Source organism: Flavobacterium xizangense (genome assembly GCF_054075145.1).
Window position 1 is genome coordinate 523,760 of sequence record NZ_JBSIPG010000002.1, and the last position, 19,998, is coordinate 543,757.

Here is a 19,998-nt window from a genome sequence, read left to right on the forward strand (position 1 = left end):
GTACGACTTTTTACAAAGCTTTAATTATGAAGCATTTCGGAAAGCTGTAGGCGTTAAATTAGTGTACTTTTTAAAATAAGTATTAAAAGAGGATTTTGAATTAAACCCCACTTCGTATAAAATTTCTAAAACGGTCAAATCACTTTTTAATGGATTTTTTAAAATACTCATAGCTTTTTGAATACGATATTCATTCACAAAATCAAAAAAATGCTGATCGATATGATGATTAATCAAAATAGATAAATCCCGTACCGGAATATCGATTTGCTTAGAAAGCTCCTGAATGGTAAGCGACGGATCCAGGAAAGGTTCTTTCTCTGTCATGTATTGTCTCAAAATAGCAATTTTAGCTATAACTTCTTCGTTTTGATTGTTTTTTACTTCAACAATACTTTCCTCCTCATTTACGATATCTCGAGCTAATTGCAATTTTGAATCGATTCCTCTAAAAAGTTCCGGATGGTTTAGTGCTTTTAAAACAAACCAGCAGGTTATGGATAAAACCAAAAATTGCATCAAGACATTTGCCCAAATCCATAATACTTCAAGATCAATAAATCGTAAAGCATTCTTGGCTATTGACAAATAATACAAAACAAAAAGCACAGTTGCTATTTGAAATAACCACTTAAAAATAGAAGTTTTAGGATTGGCATAATTTTCTTGATAAAGTGCTTTATATTTTTTTAAAATCAAAAACACAGCTATACTATAAACTACAATTTGAACACCCAACATGAGCTGGAAACCGTATAATTCAGGCATTTGACTGCGATGCTCATAGAATTGTATTTTTTCTGCATCATTTAAAAAGTATAATCTGAGGAGATAAAATGCATTTGTAATTAAAAATGGAATAATATGAAGTAAATGTTTAGGCTTCAATCGAAAATCGGCAAAACAAACAGATAATATATACAGATAAAAAGTTGGAATGATCAGAGCGCAGATACTCCATCTGAAAAATTCAAAATTAAAGTGACGTCTGATAAAATCTTCATTAATAAAAATTCCGATATTATCAATTGCAAAAAATATCAAATAGCAAGCAAACAGACGATTTGCTAATTTATTCTCGGTTTTTACTGTGAATAGAAAAAAAGCCAGCAAAAAGGAAACAAAAACTGACATTCCGCTCAAAACACTTAAAAGACTGGCTATATCCATTTTTTTTGATTATTTAAGAAATATAATATTTTAGATATTTAACGAATTCATTTATTATAAAGCATTTCGATAAGCTGTAGGCGTTAAATTTGTATATTTTTTGAAAGAAGTATTAAACGAAGATTTTGAATTAAAACCCACTTCATATAATATTTCCAACACCGTAAACTGATTTTTTAACGGATCTTTTAAAATACCCATAGCTTTCTGAATGCGGTATTCATTCACAAAATCAAAAAAATGCTGCTTCATATGATGGTTAATCAAAATTGACAAATCACGAACTGGCATATTGATTTGATTTCCTAATTCCTGTATGGTAAGTGACGGGTCTAAAAAAGGTTCCTTTTCGGCCATATATTTTTTTAATGTCATAATCTGATTCTTAATCAAATCATTTTGCACATTTACTAATTCTAATTTTTCTTCGACTTCCGGAAGAATATCTTTTGTCAGCTTCAATTTAGAATTAATTCCCCTAAAAAGTTCCGGATGATTAAGCGCTTTCATAATAAACCAGCAAGTTATAAGCAAAGCAATACTTCCGACAAGTACATTAGCCCAAAGAAATATTTCCTTAAAACCACTGTAGCGTATTATATTTTTTAATGCCACAACAGAATGCGTTGCAAGAAAAACACAAGTCATCTGAAAAAGCCATTTATAAGTCGAAACACCTGTATTCGTGTAATTTTCCAAATAAATTTCCTTGTATTTTTTCAAAATTAAAAACACGCTTATAATGTAAAATGCGTACTGAAATTCGATTACAATCTGAATAAAATAAATCTCCGACATTTCATTGAGAACGCCGATAAAACTCCCGTCGCTAATACGCATGTAAATTCTCGGAATAAATATAAGATTGACAATTATAAAAGGAAGTGCATGCACCAAATGTTTCCACTTTAACCTAAAATCAGAATAACACACAGCCTGTACATATAGATAAAACAAGGGCATTCCTAACAAACAAACTGTCGCTCTAAAAATTTCCAGGTTCCTGTGATCTTCTGTATACAAATACATAAAGAAACCACTGAGATCAATTGCTGAGAAAATAAAAAAGAAAGCAAAAATGCGATTTGCCAGCTTATTTTCGGTTTTAACAGTTAACAAAAAAAAAGCAAGCAATAGCGAAACGAAAACTGATATTCGAGCAATTCCCTGTAATAAATCCAATTTGTCCATTTATTTAACTAAAAATTTAAACAAATATAATATTTTAGTTCTTTTAATAAAGAAGTAAGAAAGGTTTCACAACATCACAAACAAAACTTTAATTCTTTATGAGTTTGTGTTGCAAATTTCGCGATTGAGAGAAAAAACATTAATTTTGACGAGTCTAAATAACGATAAAATGACATTTACAAAAACTACTGAACAAGCATCAAAATATGAACATTTAGAAAAAATGTCTGTTCATGAATTGTTATCCAATATTAATCAAGAAGACAAAACTGTGCCCTATGCAGTTGAAAAAGCGCTTCCCCAGATAGAAGCTTTAATTCCACAAATAGTTGCTAAACTAAAATTGGGCGGCAGATTGTTTTATATTGGAGCAGGAACTTCTGGCCGACTTGGCGTTGTTGATGCTTCAGAATGTCCGCCTACATTTGGCGTTCCTTTTGATTTAGTAAACGGAATTATTGCTGGCGGTGATACGGCCATAAGACGTGCCGTAGAAAACGCTGAAGATAGTACAACAAATGCCTGGATTGATCTTCAGAAATATAAAATTGATTCTAATGATGTTGTAATTGGTATTGCCGCATCTGGAACAACTCCATACGTTATCAGTGGTTTAGAAATGTGTAATCAAAATAATATTGTTACCGGATGTATAACTTGTAATGCAGGAAGTCCGCTGGCATTGACCGCTCAATTCCCTATTGAGGTAGTAGTGGGCCCAGAATTTATTACTGGAAGCTCGAGAATGAAAGCCGGAACTGCTCAAAAACTAGTTTTAAACATGATCTCGACAGCAGCAATGATTCAACTTGGGAAAGTTAGGGGAAATAAAATGGTCGACATGCAATTGAGCAATATAAAACTGGTTGATCGCGGCGTAAAAATGATTATGGAAGAAGTTCCTGTTTCGTATGACGAAGCTTCAGAATTATTAAAAAAATATGGCAGTGTGAGAAATGCTGTTGACAATTACAATAAATAAAAAGGTTTTGTTTCAGCTAATTTAACAACTTAAAACCTTAAACTTGAAACAAAAAAAGATGGCAACAAACAAACAATTACTAGGAAAAGGAATTAAATATTTAACAGGCGCATTGCCTTTAATGTTTATTGGCCCATCGTTGATTTATAATGCTTTTCAGAATCAGCATACAAATTGGCATTATCTTGTTTTAGGAATTGGAATAGTGGCTTGCTTAAGTTCGATGTTTTTGATTTTTTATGGATTGAAAACCATCATGAAAGGTTTATTTAATGACTAATTTGTATCTTTACTAAAATTCTCCATTATGGATATACAAGCTGAAATAAACTGGATTCATCAAGAAATTGATAAAGTAAAAGATCCTTCTTTTGTAGAAAAACTAAAACATCTTTTACAGTCGATTAATAATACTGCAATTGATTCAGATGCTGCTTACAATTTAGATATTGAAAATGCCTTAGAAAATATTAAAAAAGGTAATTTTTATACTGAAGATGAAGCCAAAGAAATTGCAAAAAAATGGGGAAGAAAATAATTTGGTCAAGCGACGCTTTGAGTCAATTAGAAGACATTCATTTTTATATTTTCTTTGAAAGTAAATCAATTACAATTGCTGATAAAGTAGTTAATACTATTTTTGAAAGCACAGATTACTGAAAACACAACCCGAAGTTTATAAAACTGACAAACAAAAAACTCACAATGATGGCAGTTTTAGAGTTTATTCGGTTTATAATTATGCAATTTCGTATCAAATAACAGAAGATTTTATTCATATACTTCGAGTGCGACATAGTGCACGAAAACCAAAAAAACATTCATGGAAGATATAATCCATATTCAAAAAACATTTGAGAAGGTTGTTTACATCAACAAAAAAATCAACAATCGAGAATTTGAAGATTGTGTTTTTAAAAACTGCGATTTTTCAAATAGTAATTTTAATTCTAACACTTTTCTTGACTGCGAATTTATTGACTGCAACTTATCAATGACAGGTTTAGCGGGAACAAGTTTGAAAAATGTCACTTTTAGAAACTGTAAACTTCTTGGAATTGCTTTTAATGAATGTGACGATTTTTTGTTTCAGGTTCATTTTGAAGAATGTGTTTTGGATTATGCTTTGTTTTCGAACAAAAAAATGCCAAAAACCAAGTTTATCAATTCGTCAGTTCGCGAAGTAACTTTCATTGGAACTAATTTAACAAGTTCGCTTTTTGATAATTGTGATCTTGATGGCGCCATTTTTAACGAAACGCAATTAGCCGGAGTAAATTTTAAATCGGCTTACAATTACAAAATCGATCCCGAATTCAACCCGATGAAAAAAGCACAATTTTCAACTCAGGGAATCGAAGGGCTTTTAGATAAATATGATATTAAAATTGTATAATTATGACTGCTGATTCCTCTTATTTAGAAAGTGCAAAAAAACAGTTTTTATACTATAAAATGCTGGGCGAAAAAGCGATCGATCAATTAGAACCTCAACAGCTTTTCATTGCGCTAAACGAAGATACAAACAGCATTGCTACAATTATAAAACATATTTCCGGAAATATGCTTTCGCGTTGGACCGATTTTTTAACTTCTGATGGTGAAAAAGAATGGCGAAACCGTGATGCAGAATTTGAAAACGATTTACAGTCAAAAGAAGAAGTTTTAGAAATCTGGGAAAAAGGTTGGCATTGCTTAGAAAATGCTTTGGAAAGTTTAAAACCTCAACAACTTTCGGATATAATTTATATCAGAAATGAAGGTCACACGGTTATTGAAGCCATAAATCGTCAATTGGCACATTATCCTTATCATATTGGACAAATTGTATTTTATGCTAAACAATTGAAAAGCACTTCTTGGAAAAGTTTATCGATTCCTAAAAACAAATCCGGAAATTACAATGCCGAAAAGTTTGCCAAAGAAAAAGAAATTAAGAACTTTACCGATGATGAATTAAAAAGATTGAAATGATCGAATATTATGCAAATTTTGGTGGCACATGTTGGTGGATCTTAATTAAATTCTGCAAAACAAATTTAACCGAAGAGCAGAGTTCTGAAAACAAAAAAAGGAATTTGCTTTTTCTAACTTTTATAACTCTTGTAATTTTCTTCTTGTTCTTTAATTAAAGAAGAACTTTTGAAAACCAAAACCCTACCTTGATTGAAATGGAAATCCTTTTTGTTTTTACTTTAAAAACAAAAAGATTGTAATGAAAAGCAGTCCCGATAGCTATCGGGATCCTAAAAAAAACAACCTATTTAAAATGAAAAAAATACTATTCCTTCTTCCGTTAATTGCATTAACATCTTGTTATAATGCCGAACACAACTGCAAAGATTTTAAAAATGGAAAATTCAAATTTGAAACTGAAGTAAACGGCGTAAAGAAAATAACTTTTTTCGAACGCAAAGACAGTATTGAAATTGAGACTTTTGAAGGAAAAACAGATACTGCAACCGTACGCTGGGTTAGTGACTGTGAATATATTCTACAGAAAAAACATCCAAAAAATATGGCTGAAGAAAAGGCAATCAGCATGAAAATCTTAACGACGTCTAAAGATTCTTATACTTTTGAATTTGGTCTGGTTGGTTCTGAAGAGAAACAACGAGGTAAAGTTTTTAAAGTTGATTAAAACTGTTTTTCAAATATACAAAGCTCCTTTTAGGAGCTTTTTTTTGTCACTTCATTATCATCCCAAGAAAAAACCTTTGAATCTTTGTTCCTTTGTTTCTTTGTACCTCAAAAAACAAAAATGTTTCTTTTACATTTCTATTTTAAATAGTATTTTAGGACTTTAATCTAACCCAATGAAAAATACCATTTCACAAAGAGTTGCCGACTTTTTAAAGGATTTTCCTCCTTTTAATTTTTTACACAAAATGGATTTGGAAAAACTATCTGAACAGATTTCTATAGTTTATAAAGAAAAAGATGCTGTGATTTTTGCAGAAAACGATAAAACTCACGATTCTTTCTATGTTGTTCATAAAGGCGCAGTTGCACTTAAAAAAAGGACTAAAAATACTGTTTTGGACATGTGTGACGAGGGTGATATTTTTGGATTACGTCCGCTTTTGGCACAAGAAAATTATATCATGGAAGCTGTGGCGCATGAAGAAAGTATTTTATATGCCATTCCGATTGCGGTTTTTAAGCCTTATGCACTTGAAAATAGAAATGTTGGAAATTTCCTCATCGAAAGTTATGCTTCGAATACGAGAAATCCGTATTCCGATATTCATAAAGATAAATTGTATGGCGATGATGATTTATTGAATGAAAACAGACATTCTAATAATGATTCATTTGATTTAACTCCTATAAAATATTCAAAAAAAATTGTGACCTGCAGTCCGTCAACAACGGTTAAGGAAGTTGCTAAGATTATGAATAAAAAGAAAGTCGGTGCTATTTTAATTGTTGATGAAATGCTTCCGATTGGTATTTTAACTGATAAAGACCTTAGAAACAAAATTGTGACCGGCGAATACTCTATTATGACAACCGCCGAAACCATAATGACAAAACCCGTTATTACGTATCCTAAAAAAATGACGGTTACAGAGGCGCAAATGGCCATGATGAAAAGTAATATTAGTCATTTATGTCTAACAAAAGATGGTACGGTTAACACAAAAGCTGTCGGGATTTTATCCAAACATGATGTAATGGTAGCGCTAGGAAATAATCCAGCCGTTTTAATAAAAGCATTAAAAAGAGCTAAAAAAACGAAGGAAATAAAACCAATTAGAAACCGAATCATGCAACTGCTTCAGGGATATCTGGACCAAAATATTCCGATGACTTTGATTTCTAAAATCATAACTGAATTGAATGAAGCCTGCACAACACGTGTTATCGAGATTTGTCTGGAAAAAATGAGCAGTCCGCCGCCGGTAAAATTTGCTTGGCTTGCGTTGGGAAGTCAAGGAAGAGGCGAACAAATGCTTCATACCGATCAGGATAATGCAATTGTTTATGAAAATGTTTCCGAAGTTTTTAAAGATGAAACTAAAATTTATTTTTTGAAATTTGCTTCTCTCGTTAACAAAGGTCTTTTTGATATCGGTTATGATTATTGCCCAGCTGAAATGATGGCATCGAACCCAAAATGGTGTATGAGTCTAGACGAGTGGAAAATCCAAGTCCACCACTGGATTACAAATCCGGGCAAAAATGAAGTTTTGCTTTCATTCATTTTCTTTGATTATAGTAAAACTTATGGCGATTCCGAAATTGTAAATCAGTTATCAGATTCTATTTTTGAAAATGTAAAAGCCAATCCGATTTTTTATATGCATTTGGTGAGTGGAGCTTTGCAAAGCCCTTCTCCTACTGGATTCTTCAGACAATTTTTGGTTGAACAAGATGGTGCCAATAAAGATAATTTTGATATTAAAAGACGAGCTTTAATGCCTTTGACAGATGCTGCACGTGTTTTGATTTTGTCACATTCAATAAAAGGAATCAGTAACACTGCTGAACGTTTTGAAAAACTGGCTGAACTTGAACCTAATAACCAAGAATTGTATTTATCATGTTCTTATTCATTTAAAGCGTTATTAAAATTCAGAACAAAACAAGGACTTCTACATCATGATTCTGGGCAATTTATTGCTTTGGAATCGCTATCAAAAATGGAAAAAATTAAGCTGAAACGTACTTTCAAAACGATTAAAGAACTTCAAGAGCTTATTTCGGTTCGTTTTAATATTTCAAATCTGGTATAATTATGACTTTATTTAATTTTTGGAAAAAAGAAGAAAATCTATTTGACGAAAATCTTACGATTGAAGAAACAAGATTTGTAGTTTTAGATACTGAAACGACTGGTTTTGATTATGAAAATGACCGAATTTTATGCATTGGAGCTCTAGTTTTACAAAATGGAATTATATCTGTACAAAATAGTTTTGAAGTTTATATCGAACAAGACCATTATGATAAATCGACGGCTCAAATTCATGGTATTTTAAAAGCATTTGTGATTCAGCGCCCAACTGAATTGGAAGCATTACAAAAGTTTCTTGCTTTTTTGGGTGATTCAATTATTATTGCACATCATACTATTTTTGACATTACAATGATCAATAAGGCCCTTGACAGAAACGGTTTCCCTGAACTAACCAACAAGAGATTAGATACAGCAATTTTATACAAAAAAACATTAATCAAGTCTCATTTATTCGAAAGAAAAGATCATTATACTTTAGACGATCTTGCTGATAAATTTGATATTTCGAAAAAAGATCGTCATACAGCTTTGGGCGATGCTTATATCACGGCGATTGCTTTCCTGAAAATTGTAAAAAAACTGAAAGAGAAAAAAGAGATCAATCTCAATTATCTCTTTAAATAGAAAACCTGACTTTAAAAAATCAGGTTTTCCTTAATTCTAATTGTCTATAAATAATCGATACGGAAATACGTTTGACGATCTATTTTTCAAATTTCTCAAGAAGCTATCACACAAATATTCCCATTCTGAATTAGATAAATGCTGTTTTTCTTCCTTATTTGTCCTAATATAAATATCAACCGTTCGGCTGAAGCCGGCTTTCATAGAGATTTCTTTTCGCGTACCTTTTTCAATCTTAATATCTTCTATCGAATTTTTAAAATGATTAAATCCAAATGCTTTAATATCTGCAAAAGTTACAATTCGGCCTCTGGTTAATAATGCATTTCTGTAAGCCAGAATTCTATCTTTATTATTCTGTTTGTTTAAACCGCCAACCGTATTTGTCATTAAAGTAACCGTTTTACCAATGAAAAATAAATCATCTTTTGATTCTAAAACAGTTCCAGTTTTTATATCATTTCCTTCTTCAGCACAAGTTGACCAATAAGTAATCGTAAATGATTTTCCGGCCGAATCTTCTGCTGTAGGCTTAATCATCAAGTAAGGGTCATTATTTTTAGAAAAACTACTTTCATTCGCTTGTTGTTCTACAGATGCTAAAAGTTGGTTGATTTGCACCAGTGAACTGTTCATAAAGTCCTTTCCTAAACCCGCAAATGATGAACTTTCATCTTTTAAGAGATCTAATAAGTTCTGCAATAATTCCGAAGCGCTTCGAGAATCAAATCTGGAAACTCCTCCAGTCCTCAATACTGCATTTCCTTCTTCAAGAATCCCATCTTTAAATTCTTTTATCTCATAATGTTTATGTAATCCATCGACGACTGAATCAATATCCAAAAAAATATCATTTTTAGTATCTAAAGCAACATACGACAGAAAAGTATCAAGCGTCTTGATAAAAACATGTTTCTTTTTATTAATTGCAGGAAAACAATTTGCAGTAAAAGAAACGTTATCAATAATTTGTGGAACCAATGATTCTGGAAATATCATTTTTAGCCAAATAATCGAATTACTGTCTTTATTTGCTGCATTGTCAAAATGTTTATATTCCGTAGCATATTCATTTATGTTTTTACATTTTAAAATTCCTTTTAAAGTATAAAAATTATCAAAGTAATATTCATTTACCTCCTGCATGAGTTCGCTCAGATTAGTATAATTACGATTGATAATACTTTCAACATCAAGATTATTAAGAGGTACATTATAACCTTCCTCTACTTTTATTTCTTTCTCATCATGAAAACATTTCATTTGTTTTAAGTAGTAATGAAACATTTCCTTCTGATGTGTATTTTTGATATCAATGTAAAGCATTAAATCTTCCAATTCCGAAACATCTGTATTGCTAAGCTCTATTCCTAAAACAATGTCTCCCGATGGCAAAGTGTGATTATAATCTCTAACCTCATCTTTATAAAAAAGATTTGATATTTGATATAATTTTCTCTCGTATGCAATATATTTCACCTCACAAGCAGATAACTTTACTTCCAGAGTTGGTGCAAGTGCAATCTCCTTTTTAATAGGCGCCAATGGATTGTAAATATTATGAATTCTCCTGTTTGTGACCATTTGGTTTTGCAAGGAGACTTTTATATTATTTTCTATTGGCAAAGCATGCAAAATTGCTCTTGCTGGTTTAGCTCCTGAAGTTACCTCCGGAAACATAATTTCTAAAACTCTCTCTACAACTCTAGTTTTGGAGTCTTCTAATTCGTGAGCCACTTTTTCGAGTTCATACGACAATGCGTTCAGCATCATAGACACAACAGGATCGAAGGAAGTTTCCATCTCTCGGGGCTCCGCCAGGGTACGTTGGATACGAATCTGGTGGCTTGTTAGTAAATAAAATTCGTCAGAAACCGTATTCTATTGTTTTATTTGATGAAATTGAAAAAGCACATCCATCGGTTTTTGATGTTTTCCTGCAGATTATGGATGAAGGCAAATTACACGACCGCTTAGGAAAAGAAGGCGATTTCTCAAACGCAATCATACTTTTTACCTCGAATATTGGTGCAGATCATATTGTTAATACTTTCAACAAAGGCGAAATTCCGACTTCAAATTCTTTAATGGAGATTATGGGAAATTATTTCAGGCCTGAATTTTTGGGACGTTTGACTGAAATAGTGCCTTTTGCTCCTATCAGTAAAGAAAATGCATTGAAGATCTTCGAGATCCATCTTAAAAAAGAGTTCATTGATTTATTAAAAAACATTAATATTCAAGTTGAAATTCCAATGGAAGTGAAACTTTATCTTGCCGAAAATGGCTACAATGCCAAATATGGCGCAAGACCAATTAAAAGTATTATTAGAACACATTTACGAAGACCTCTAGCAAAAAAAATAATTTCTGGAGAAGTTAAGGACGGAGACACTATTTCTGTTACTATTGAAAATAATGAAGTAAAATGGATCAACGAAGAAGTCCCTTTCAATCACTGAAAATTAATTTTCTAAATCACTTATAAAAAAACGCTAAGAACTCAATCTTAGCGTTTTCTATTTTATTCTAAAACCAAACCAATTTGTCCATCATCATCCAGTTCTGTTTCAACTGGATCATCTTCTGAAATTTCAGGTTTTTCAGGAATTTCTTCGACTGGTTCTTCGTAAGGAAGTGGGTCTAATAAATTCACTTGTTTTAATTTATCAGTAGTTAATTGATTTCCTAACGCTTTAAAACCTTTTACGGCTATAAAATCTTCTACATCAATATGAAGGTCTTCTTTCTGAACTCCTTTTACTTTAGCAAAAACCAATTGCGCAACAGGGCGATAATCTGTAGATACTATTTCTAATTGCGAATTTGGATGGTCCGTAATAAAGCTTTCTTCTTTACCTTCATTTTCAACAAGGAAACGTTTTAAGAAATAACGCTCTTTTTCACCATCATAATAAATCGCCGAAATTGGCTTTTTAGGTTTCCACTTTTCCAAAACAATCATGTCCTCATCAAAGTGAGTTGATAATTCCGGAATAATCACTTTTAATTTACCGGTCTGGCTTATAACTAAGATTTTATCACTCGGTTTAAATTCGCCTAGTAATTCTCCTCTTCCATCAACATTTAAACGTTTTACGGTGTCATCAAACCAAACTTTTCTTGGTAGTAAAGTCGAAATTCCTTTTTCTTTTAATTCGATTTTCTTAATTGGATATTTCGTTACCAAATTTCCTTTTGATGCACGGCCTTTAATAGCCAGCTTAGCAAAATCAATGTCAAATTTCAGCTTCTTTATTGTTCCGATCTGACGCAGTAATATAGTTACGACTTCAGCTTCCCCATTCGGATTATGTGAAAAATAAACCACCTGAGAACCATTTGTACCGTTAGTCAAATCGTAAGCTTTATCACGTGTTACTCCGCTGACGTTGAAACGTTTTATATAGGATGGACCTGATTTACCATCACGATACATCATATTGTAAATAGTACGTTTATCGCTCTTGTCGAAAACTGCAACGTGTATAATATCTTTTCCAATAAATGTTTTGGCATCAACTTTTGTAATCATCATTGTACCGTCTCGTAAAAACACAATTACATCATCAATATCCGAACAATCAGCTACGTATTCGTCTTTCTTTAAGCTCGTTCCAACGAAACCTTCTTCACGGTTTACGTATAATTTTGTATTACGTAAAACTACTTTTGTAGCTTCAACATTATCAAAAACACGAAGTTCAGTCTGACGCTCACGGCCTTTTCCGTATTTCTCTTTTAATTTCGTAAAGTAAGCGATTGCAAAATCTGTCAAATGCTCCAGATTATGCTCGACTTCTTTCATTTCTTCTTCTAATCTCGAAATCAATTCATCGGCTTTATCAGAATCGAAACGTGTAATACGAATCATCGGAATTTGAGTCAAACGCTGTAAATCATCGTCTGTGATTTCTCTAACAAATGATTTCTTAAATGGCTCAAAACGATCGTATAAATATTTATAAAGTGATTCTCTATCTCCGTATAATTTGAAATCAATATACATTTCTTCACGAATGAAGATTTTTTCCAAAGTAGAAAAATGCCACTTGTTTTTTAATTCTTCTAACTGAATTTCTAATTCCTGACGAAGTAAATCGACTGTTCTATGCGTTGAAATTTTCAACATTTCAGAAACTCCAATAAACAATGGTTTGTTGTCTTCAATAACGCATCCTAAAGGTGCAACAGAGGTTTCGCAGGCCGTAAAAGCAAACAAGGCATCGATAGTTTTATCTGGTGAAACGCCCGGGAAAAGATGAATTAAGATCTCAACATCGGCAGCAGTGTTGTCTTCAATTTTCTTGATTTTGATTTTACCTTTATCATTGGCTTTCAAAATACTGTCAATTAAAGTTGATGTATTGGTAGAAAACGGAATCTGCGTAATCACCAATGTATTTTTGTCTAATTGCGAAATTTTAGCACGCACACGAACACGTCCGCCACGCATACCGTCGTTATAATTCGAAACGTCAGCAATACCAGCGGTCATAAAATCAGGATAAAGTGTAAAAGGTTTTCCTTTTAAAATTTTAATCGACGCATCAATTAACTCATTAAAGTTATGTGGAAGTACTTTAGTTGAAAGTCCAACCGCAATACCTTCTGCCCCTTGAGCTAAAAGCAAAGGGAATTTTACTGGAAGATTGTTTGGTTCTGCACGACGACCGTCATATGAAACACCCCAATCTGTAATTTTTGGAGAATATAAAACCTCCAGAGCAAATTTAGATAAACGTGCCTCAATATAACGCGAAGCTGCAGCTCCGTCACCTGTTAAAATATTTCCCCAGTTTCCTTGGCAATCAATCAATAAATCTTTTTGACCAATTTGCACCATGGCGTCTCCAATACTCGCATCTCCGTGTGGGTGATACTGCATTGTGTGACCAACAACATTTGCAACTTTGTTATAACGACCATCATCCAGCTCTTTCAAAGAGTGCATAATACGACGCTGAACCGGTTTAAATCCGTCCTCGATAGCAGGAACTGCGCGTTCCAGAATTACGTATGAAGCATAATCCAAAAACCAGTCTTTGTACATTCCCGTTACTTTGGTAATAACGTCTTCTCCTTCTTCTTCCTGATTTTCGTAAAAATGCTGTCCTTCGAAATGTTTAGCATCTACATCGATAATCTCGTCGTCATCTCCACCCTGATTGTCATCCATCAGGTTTTCATCTTGATTATTCTCGTCGTCGTTTGGAATTATGTTATCGTCTTCTTCGTCTTTCATATATTTTGTTCAGTATAACTACTAAAAAATTCTTCTATAATTCTTTTTATTATCTTTTAAACCTCCTCAAGCTGATCAATCTCCACCTTCAGATTTTTGATAATAAACTCTTGTCTATCTGGCGTATTTTTACCCATATAGAAAGATAATAACTGTTCGATTGAAGTATGTTTGTCCATCATAACCGGATCAAGGCGAATGGTATCTCCAATAAAGTTTTTAAACTCGTCTGGCGAAATCTCTCCTAAACCTTTAAATCGGGTGATTTCTGGTTTTGGTTTTAGCTTTTCGATTGCGTCTTTTCTTTCTTCTTCAGAATAACAATAAATCGTTTCTTTTTTGTTTCGAACCCTAAAAAGTGGTGTTTGCAAAATATATAAATGTCCTTCTTTTATCAATTCTGGGAAAAACTGCAAAAAGAAAGTAATTAAAAGCAAACGAATGTGCATTCCGTCGACATCGGCATCGGTTGCGATTACGATGTTGTTGTAACGCAGTTTTTCTAAACCGTCTTCGATATCTAATGCCGCTTGCAGTAAATTGAATTCTTCATTTTCATACACAATTTTCTTCGTCATCCCATATGAATTCAAAGGTTTACCACGTAAACTGAAAACGGCTTGCGTATTTACGTCGCGCGACTTTGTAATCGATCCAGAAGCCGAATCTCCCTCGGTAATAAAAAGTGTACTTTCTAAGTTTCTTGGATTTTTGGTATCAGGAAGATGCGCTCTGCAATCTCTTAATTTTTTATTGTGAAGATTGGCTTTTTTAGCACGATCTGTTGCCAGTTTTCTAATTCCTGATAATTCTTTACGCTCGCGTTCTGCCTGAAGAATTTTACGTAATAAAGCATCTGCAGTTGTTGGATTTTTATGTAAATAATTATCCAGTTTCGTTTTGATAAAATCGTTTACAAAAGTACGAACAGAAACTGCTGGTGTTCCGTCATCAGAACCCATATCGGTAGAACCTAATTTTGTTTTGGTTTGAGATTCAAAAACCGGTTCCATTACTTTAATACTAATCGCACTCACAATCGATTTACGAACATCTGATGCTTCGAAATTCTTATTGTAAAACTCACGAATCGTTTTTACAACAGCTTCACGGTAAGCCGCTAAGTGCGTTCCTCCCTGTGTCGTATTCTGACCGTTCACAAAAGAGTGATATTCTTCGCTGTACTGCGTTTTACTGTGTGTTAACGCAACCTCAATATCATGCTCTTTTAAGTGGATAATTGGATATTCTAAATCTTCTTCGCTGATTGTTTCTTCTAACAAATCACGAAGTCCGTTTTCTGAATAATATTTTTCTCCGTTGAAAATAATTGTCAAACCATTGTTCAAATAACAATAGTTTTTAACCATTTTAATTACATATTCTAAACGGAATTTATAGTTTTTGAAAATCGTTTCATCTGGCGTAAAAGTTACTTTTGTTCCTTTACGTTTTGTCGTATCAATTACATCTTCTTCTAAAACCAGATTTCCAGCAGAAAACTCTGCCGCTTTTTGTTTGTCATCACGAACCGATTCTACACGGAAATAATTGGAAAGTGCATTTACCGCTTTTGTTCCGACTCCGTTCAAACCAACTGATTTTTGGAAAGCTTTAGAATCGTACTTTCCACCTGTATTCATTTTCGAAACTACATCGACAACTTTTCCTAACGGAATTCCACGTCCGTAATCACGAACAGAAACCGTTTTATCCTTGATAGTCACTTCAATAGTTTTTCCAGAGCCCATTACGAACTCATCGATACAGTTATCTAAAACCTCTTTTAATAGAATATAAATACCATCATCTGGAGAAGAACCGTCTCCAAGTTTTCCGATATACATTCCCGGACGCATACGGATATGTTCCTTCCAATCGAGTGATCGGATATTATCTTCGGTATATTGATTTTGCTCTAGCATAAGGTGAATTGGATTTTTGGCTAATGTACCATTTATCGGCAAAAAATGAAAGCGTATTTTTTCTTTTGTTACGAATAATAACAGTTTTTAAATCTATTTAAATTGATTTTAAAAAAATACGACCGTTAAAAATATAAAAAAGAAGCTATGAAACAAAAAAAATACCAATTCAACTTATTTAATCCAAATTCAGAAAAACAAAAAACTATTTAACAGATAGAAAAATAGATTTTATATATTTAAAAAGTGTATAAAAAAGAAACTAGTTTCTTAACAAATAGCTATGTTTATTAATGCAAGTGAAAGGCCTCTTATAAGTTTACAATCCCGATAGCTATCGGGACTAAGTGTTAAAAATTGCACACAACGATTATTTGATTCCCAGTACTTCTTTTGCTAGCGCAATCATTTCGGGCGTTCCCGTGTTTTTATTTTTTTCGTCAGAAAGTTTTACAACTCCTTGCCAATGTGTATTGTCAGGTTTTGTATCGGTCAATTTTATTACCATATTCATTGCTGGAAGCCCAACATCATTGGTAAAATTCGTTCCAATTCCAAAAGACATTTTGATTTTATCTTTACAGAAATCAGCAATCGTTTTTACTTTATCGTAATTTAAGGAATCCGAAAAAACAATAGCTTTTGATTTTGGGTCAATTCCCATTTTGGTATAATGGGAAATCACTTTTTGGGCAAACTCAATTGGGTCGCCGCTGTCATGTCGAACGCCGTCAAAAAGCTTGGAATATTTTTTATCAAATTGATTGAAGAAAACTTCTGTTGTGTAAGTATCCGTAAGTGCAATTCCGAGGTCGCCACCGTAAACTTGTGTCCAATGTTCGAGACTTATCAAATTTGCCATTTTAAAGCCATATTGAGCAGCATGAAACATAAACCATTCGTGTGCATGCGTGCCTAAAGGCCTTTTGTTGTTAAGCATTGCAAAATGTACATTACTGGTTCCGATGAAACTATGTCCGCCAAAAGACTGCAACGTTTCGTTTACCAATGCATGAACATCATAAGAATGACGGCGTCTTGTACCGAATTCTAAAATTGAAACGCCCAATTTATTATAATTGTCAATTTTCTCTTTAGTAAGACTCTTTATCGCTTCATCATTTAAGCGAATTAAATGATTGGATTTGTAAAAAAGTTCCGAAATTAAAGCCATTAATGGCACTTCCCATAAAATGGTTCTGTACCAAAATCCTTCGACCGTAACTTTAATTTCTGATCCTTCCTGGCTAATTTGAACTTCAGACGGATCGTAACTATAGCCTTGCAAAAAGTCTAAATAAGTTGGATCAAGATAAGGGCAATAATGCGACAGATAATTTTTTTCTTCTTTTGTTAAACGAAGGTCTTCCATGGCATCTACAGACTTTCTAAGCAAATCTGCGAAGCCATCAGGAAAAACATGCTTTCCACGATTTATAAATCCATAACGAACTTTTGCTTTTGGAAAAAGTTTGATAACAGCATGCTGCATTGTGAATTTATAGAAATCATTATCTAAGATTGATTTCAAAAAAGTTGTTTCCATAGCATAGTAATTCAAATCCTGAATTGCTAAGATACGCCAATTCAATAAAAGAAGAAAATATCAGCAACTAAGATATATGCAACTGTTTGCTCCTAAATAATTTTAAAAGACACGATGCTGTTGGTATCGATAAAAATAGTTATGTACTCGCCTACATTTTTATCAATAAGAATTTGAAATTCTAAACTGCCTCTTTTTTCTTTTGGATTTTGAACTTTAACTGGCCTATTGAATTTATTCAAATAAAAAACCTGATTGGATTTTGAAACATTTTTAATTTCAACAGTAATCTTATCACCATTTCTAGCTTCGATTATTCCAGAATCAGGCGATTTAATTTTATAATCATTTTGAATTGTTTTATTATAAATCAAAGGTCCGTTAAGGAAATCATCTTTACTTAGTCTGTTTCCTAAAAAAGTTCCTGAATCAGGAAAATGTTTTGCAAAGAAATAATCAGGATCTGTGTCAAAATAAATTGGAGAAAAATCATTTACCATTCTTCCTTTGCTGCTATCATAATAACCTTGGCCCCAGGTTACATCAACCAAACGCCATTTTTTATCAATCAAAATAATATTCCAGGCGTGATTTGACAAAGTTGTTTTTCGACCAATATCTCTAACTGAAATTTTTGAATCTCCACGAATGATTTCACATTTTAATCCAGCCAGACCTGCCAAATGTTGATACAATGCTGTAAATCCTTCGCAAACGGCTTTTTTTGAAGTAAAAGTTTTTTGAATCAGATTATCATTAATCTGTTTTATTTTTCTTTGTTTTTCTGCTTCAGAAGAATAACTGAAACCTTGTGTTCTAGGTGGATTCAAAAAAGCATTGAAGTCATATTTTATATTGAAAGCTATCCAGCTGTAAATTGCTCGCGCACGATCATAATCAGATGAAAAATCCCCTTCGATTTTATCTGCTAACTTCTCGGTACTGGCAAAGTTTTTTGGATACTTTGCAACAATTTTATCCACTTCAATAATTTTTTGTGCAAAAGTGGAATTCAATAAAATAACATTTAGAAAAAGGAAAATAAAAGCAATCTTTTTTGGTGGCATTTAGAAATTTGATTTAATAATGTTTTTCAGTTCATTATCTAACTCAACATTAGATATTTTATTTTCCTGTAAATCAAAATTCGAGCCAAATGCTGGTAATGAGAAACTTCCTTTAATTTCTGCGCCATAACGTGGAAAAAGATTTTGGGCAATTCCTAAAACCGATGCACCTCCTCTTCCTCCTGGAGAAGTCGCTAATAACAACATTGGTTTGTGCTGAAAAACATCTTTTTCGATTCGGGAACTCCAATCAAAAACATTTTTGAAAGCAACTGAATAATTTCCATTATTTTCTGCCATTGAAACGACCAGAATATCAGCTTCTTTAAGTTTATTTAAAAATGCTTGCGCGACTTTGTGTTGTCCTAGTTCTTTTTCAAGATCAACACTAAAAACCGGCATTGCAAAATCATTCAAATCTAAAACTTCAATATCTGCATTCTCAAATAAACTTGCTGCATAGGTTGCCAGACGTTTATTGATTGACTGTGTACTGTTGCTTCCTCCAAAGGCTATTATTTTCATGGTTTCTCTTTTTGTAATGTTTCTTCTATTGGTTCTTTTTTTGGTCCGTCGATTTCATAAATCTCTTTTGCTATTTCTACTGAATATTCGTTAGGATAAATTTTTCCTCCATATGATTTAGCATAGACTTTAGTAAATTCTGCTCCAAAATACAGAATAATTGCCGAATAATAAACCCAAACCAGAATTATTATCACAGAACCGGCTGCGCCATAAACTGAGGCAACGGTTGAGCTTCCTAAATAAAAACCAATAGCAAATTTACCAATCATAAAAAGTACAGCGGTAACGCCTGATCCTATAAAAGCATCTTTCCATCTTATTTTTCCGTCTGGTAATGTTCTGAAAATAATAGCAAAAAGAGTGCTTATACTCGCCAACACAATAAAGATATTGATTACATAAAACAAATAAACTGTACTTTCCGGAAAAGATACTTTTAAACGTGTACTCAGTAAATCTAAAGTTGTACTTATAAAAAGACTGACCAACATTAAAAAACCAACCGACGCAATCATTGAGAATGACATCAAGCGGTTTTGAATAAATTTCTTAATCCCTTTATCCGGTTTTGCTCGTAGTCCCCAAATAAAATTAATAGAACTTTGTATTTCGGCAAAAACTCCAGAGGCACCAATTAAAAGCATAACAATTCCGAATACGGTTGCAAAAACATTATCCCCAGACAATTGTACATTCTTAATAGCTTCCTGAATTTGACTTGCTGCGCCGTTACCAACCAAACCATTAATTTGTCCGTACAATTCTCCTGTCACCGCTTCTTCTCCAAAAAAGAAACCGCAAATTGTAATTATAATAATTAATAAAGGTGGTAATGCAAATATGGTATAATATGCGAGTGCAGCACTAAGCTTAATAGCATTATCATCGTTAAATTCTAAGAAGGTATTCTTTAAAAGAAACCAGGTTTTGAAGAATATATTTTTGATTTTCATTAGCTGATTTTTTTGACAATCTC

General features: G+C 32.8%; 19 protein-coding genes and 1 pseudogene. 11 read left to right on the forward strand and 9 right to left on the reverse strand.

Going from position 1 to position 19,998, the window contains the following annotated elements:
- Positions 1–24: 24 nt before the first annotated feature.
- Together ACWA1B_RS07900 and ACWA1B_RS07905 are read right to left on the reverse strand one after the other, a co-directional pair.
- Positions 25–1,170 carry a helix-turn-helix domain-containing protein gene (locus tag ACWA1B_RS07900; RefSeq protein WP_456905703.1) on the reverse strand — a complete coding sequence of 382 codons (1,146 nt, stop codon included), beginning with the start codon at positions 1,168–1,170 and terminating at the stop codon, positions 25–27.
- Positions 1,171–1,224: 54 nt separating this feature from the next.
- Positions 1,225–2,361: a helix-turn-helix domain-containing protein gene (locus tag ACWA1B_RS07905; RefSeq protein WP_456905705.1), complete on the reverse strand. Its 1,137-nt coding sequence runs from the start codon at positions 2,359–2,361 to the stop codon at positions 1,225–1,227.
- Between the two features lie 169 nt (positions 2,362–2,530).
- On the opposite strand from ACWA1B_RS07905, the gene murQ reads away from it, so the two are divergent.
- From murQ to ACWA1B_RS07955, 10 genes are all read left to right on the forward strand, one after another.
- Positions 2,531–3,343: an N-acetylmuramic acid 6-phosphate etherase gene (murQ, locus tag ACWA1B_RS07910; RefSeq protein WP_456905707.1), complete on the forward strand. Its 813-nt coding sequence runs from the start codon at positions 2,531–2,533 to the stop codon at positions 3,341–3,343.
- Positions 3,344–3,401: 58 nt separating this feature from the next.
- The gene (locus ACWA1B_RS07915; protein ID WP_142449504.1) at positions 3,402–3,623 is read left to right on the forward strand and encodes a DUF6095 family protein; all 222 of its coding nucleotides are present in this window, start codon (positions 3,402–3,404) and stop codon (positions 3,621–3,623) included.
- 27 nt (positions 3,624–3,650) lie between these two features.
- Positions 3,651–3,881: a hypothetical protein gene (locus tag ACWA1B_RS07920; protein ID WP_035648636.1), complete on the forward strand. Its 231-nt coding sequence runs from the start codon at positions 3,651–3,653 to the stop codon at positions 3,879–3,881.
- Positions 3,866–4,003, forward strand: a complete 138-nt coding sequence (locus ACWA1B_RS07925) for a hypothetical protein (RefSeq protein ID WP_456905709.1) — start codon at positions 3,866–3,868, stop codon at positions 4,001–4,003. The genes ACWA1B_RS07920 and ACWA1B_RS07925 overlap by 16 nt, the downstream gene beginning before the upstream one ends.
- The gene (locus tag ACWA1B_RS07930) at positions 4,000–4,179 is read left to right on the forward strand and encodes a type II toxin-antitoxin system RelE/ParE family toxin (RefSeq protein ID WP_456906501.1); all 180 of its coding nucleotides are present in this window, start codon (positions 4,000–4,002) and stop codon (positions 4,177–4,179) included. The genes ACWA1B_RS07925 and ACWA1B_RS07930 overlap by 4 nt, the downstream gene beginning before the upstream one ends.
- Positions 4,167–4,739: a pentapeptide repeat-containing protein gene (locus ACWA1B_RS07935; RefSeq protein WP_456905711.1), complete on the forward strand. Its 573-nt coding sequence runs from the start codon at positions 4,167–4,169 to the stop codon at positions 4,737–4,739. The genes ACWA1B_RS07930 and ACWA1B_RS07935 overlap by 13 nt, the downstream gene beginning before the upstream one ends.
- Before the next feature lie 2 nt (positions 4,740–4,741).
- Positions 4,742–5,317, forward strand: a complete 576-nt coding sequence (locus ACWA1B_RS07940) for a DUF1572 family protein (RefSeq protein ID WP_456905713.1) — start codon at positions 4,742–4,744, stop codon at positions 5,315–5,317.
- A gap of 295 nt (positions 5,318–5,612) precedes the next feature.
- On the forward strand, positions 5,613–5,984 hold the full coding sequence (locus ACWA1B_RS07945; protein WP_456905715.1) for a DNA topoisomerase IV: 372 nt from the start codon (positions 5,613–5,615) through the stop codon (positions 5,982–5,984).
- Between the two features lie 175 nt (positions 5,985–6,159).
- Positions 6,160–8,082, forward strand: coding sequence for a DUF294 nucleotidyltransferase-like domain-containing protein (locus ACWA1B_RS07950; protein WP_456905717.1), 1,923 nt, complete (start codon positions 6,160–6,162; stop codon positions 8,080–8,082).
- A gap of 2 nt (positions 8,083–8,084) precedes the next feature.
- Positions 8,085–8,711, forward strand: a complete 627-nt coding sequence (locus ACWA1B_RS07955; RefSeq protein WP_456905720.1) for a 3'-5' exonuclease — start codon at positions 8,085–8,087, stop codon at positions 8,709–8,711.
- A gap of 36 nt (positions 8,712–8,747) precedes the next feature.
- On the opposite strand, the gene ACWA1B_RS07960 is transcribed toward ACWA1B_RS07955, so the two are convergent.
- Positions 8,748–10,514, reverse strand: coding sequence for a type VI secretion system baseplate subunit TssF (locus ACWA1B_RS07960; protein ID WP_456905722.1), 1,767 nt, complete (start codon positions 10,512–10,514; stop codon positions 8,748–8,750).
- A gap of 5 nt (positions 10,515–10,519) precedes the next feature.
- On the opposite strand from ACWA1B_RS07960, the pseudogene ACWA1B_RS07965 reads away from it, so the two are divergent.
- Positions 10,520–11,173, forward strand: a pseudogene (locus ACWA1B_RS07965) (AAA family ATPase); the annotation flags it as partial.
- A 62-nt stretch (positions 11,174–11,235) separates the two neighbouring features.
- Here the strand turns inward: ACWA1B_RS07965 and ACWA1B_RS07970 are convergent.
- The 6 genes from ACWA1B_RS07970 to ACWA1B_RS07995 form a co-directional block, all read right to left on the reverse strand.
- Positions 11,236–13,956: a DNA gyrase/topoisomerase IV subunit A gene (locus ACWA1B_RS07970; protein ID WP_456905724.1), complete on the reverse strand. Its 2,721-nt coding sequence runs from the start codon at positions 13,954–13,956 to the stop codon at positions 11,236–11,238.
- Positions 13,957–14,012: 56 nt separating this feature from the next.
- Complete coding sequence (locus ACWA1B_RS07975) at positions 14,013–15,881, reverse strand: DNA topoisomerase IV subunit B (RefSeq protein ID WP_456905726.1); 1,869 nt, start codon at positions 15,879–15,881, stop codon at positions 14,013–14,015.
- A 370-nt stretch (positions 15,882–16,251) separates the two neighbouring features.
- Positions 16,252–17,427 carry a nicotinate phosphoribosyltransferase gene (gene pncB, locus ACWA1B_RS07980; protein ID WP_456905728.1) on the reverse strand — a complete coding sequence of 392 codons (1,176 nt, stop codon included), beginning with the start codon at positions 17,425–17,427 and terminating at the stop codon, positions 16,252–16,254.
- Between the two features lie 92 nt (positions 17,428–17,519).
- The gene (locus tag ACWA1B_RS07985; RefSeq protein ID WP_456905730.1) at positions 17,520–18,494 is read right to left on the reverse strand and encodes a transglutaminase domain-containing protein; all 975 of its coding nucleotides are present in this window, start codon (positions 18,492–18,494) and stop codon (positions 17,520–17,522) included.
- Positions 18,495–19,019, reverse strand: a complete 525-nt coding sequence (locus ACWA1B_RS07990; protein WP_456905732.1) for an NADPH-dependent FMN reductase — start codon at positions 19,017–19,019, stop codon at positions 18,495–18,497.
- Positions 19,016–19,975, reverse strand: a complete 960-nt coding sequence (locus tag ACWA1B_RS07995) for a YihY/virulence factor BrkB family protein (RefSeq protein ID WP_035648665.1) — start codon at positions 19,973–19,975, stop codon at positions 19,016–19,018. The genes ACWA1B_RS07990 and ACWA1B_RS07995 overlap by 4 nt, the downstream gene beginning before the upstream one ends.
- Positions 19,976–19,998: the final 23 nt, after the last annotated feature.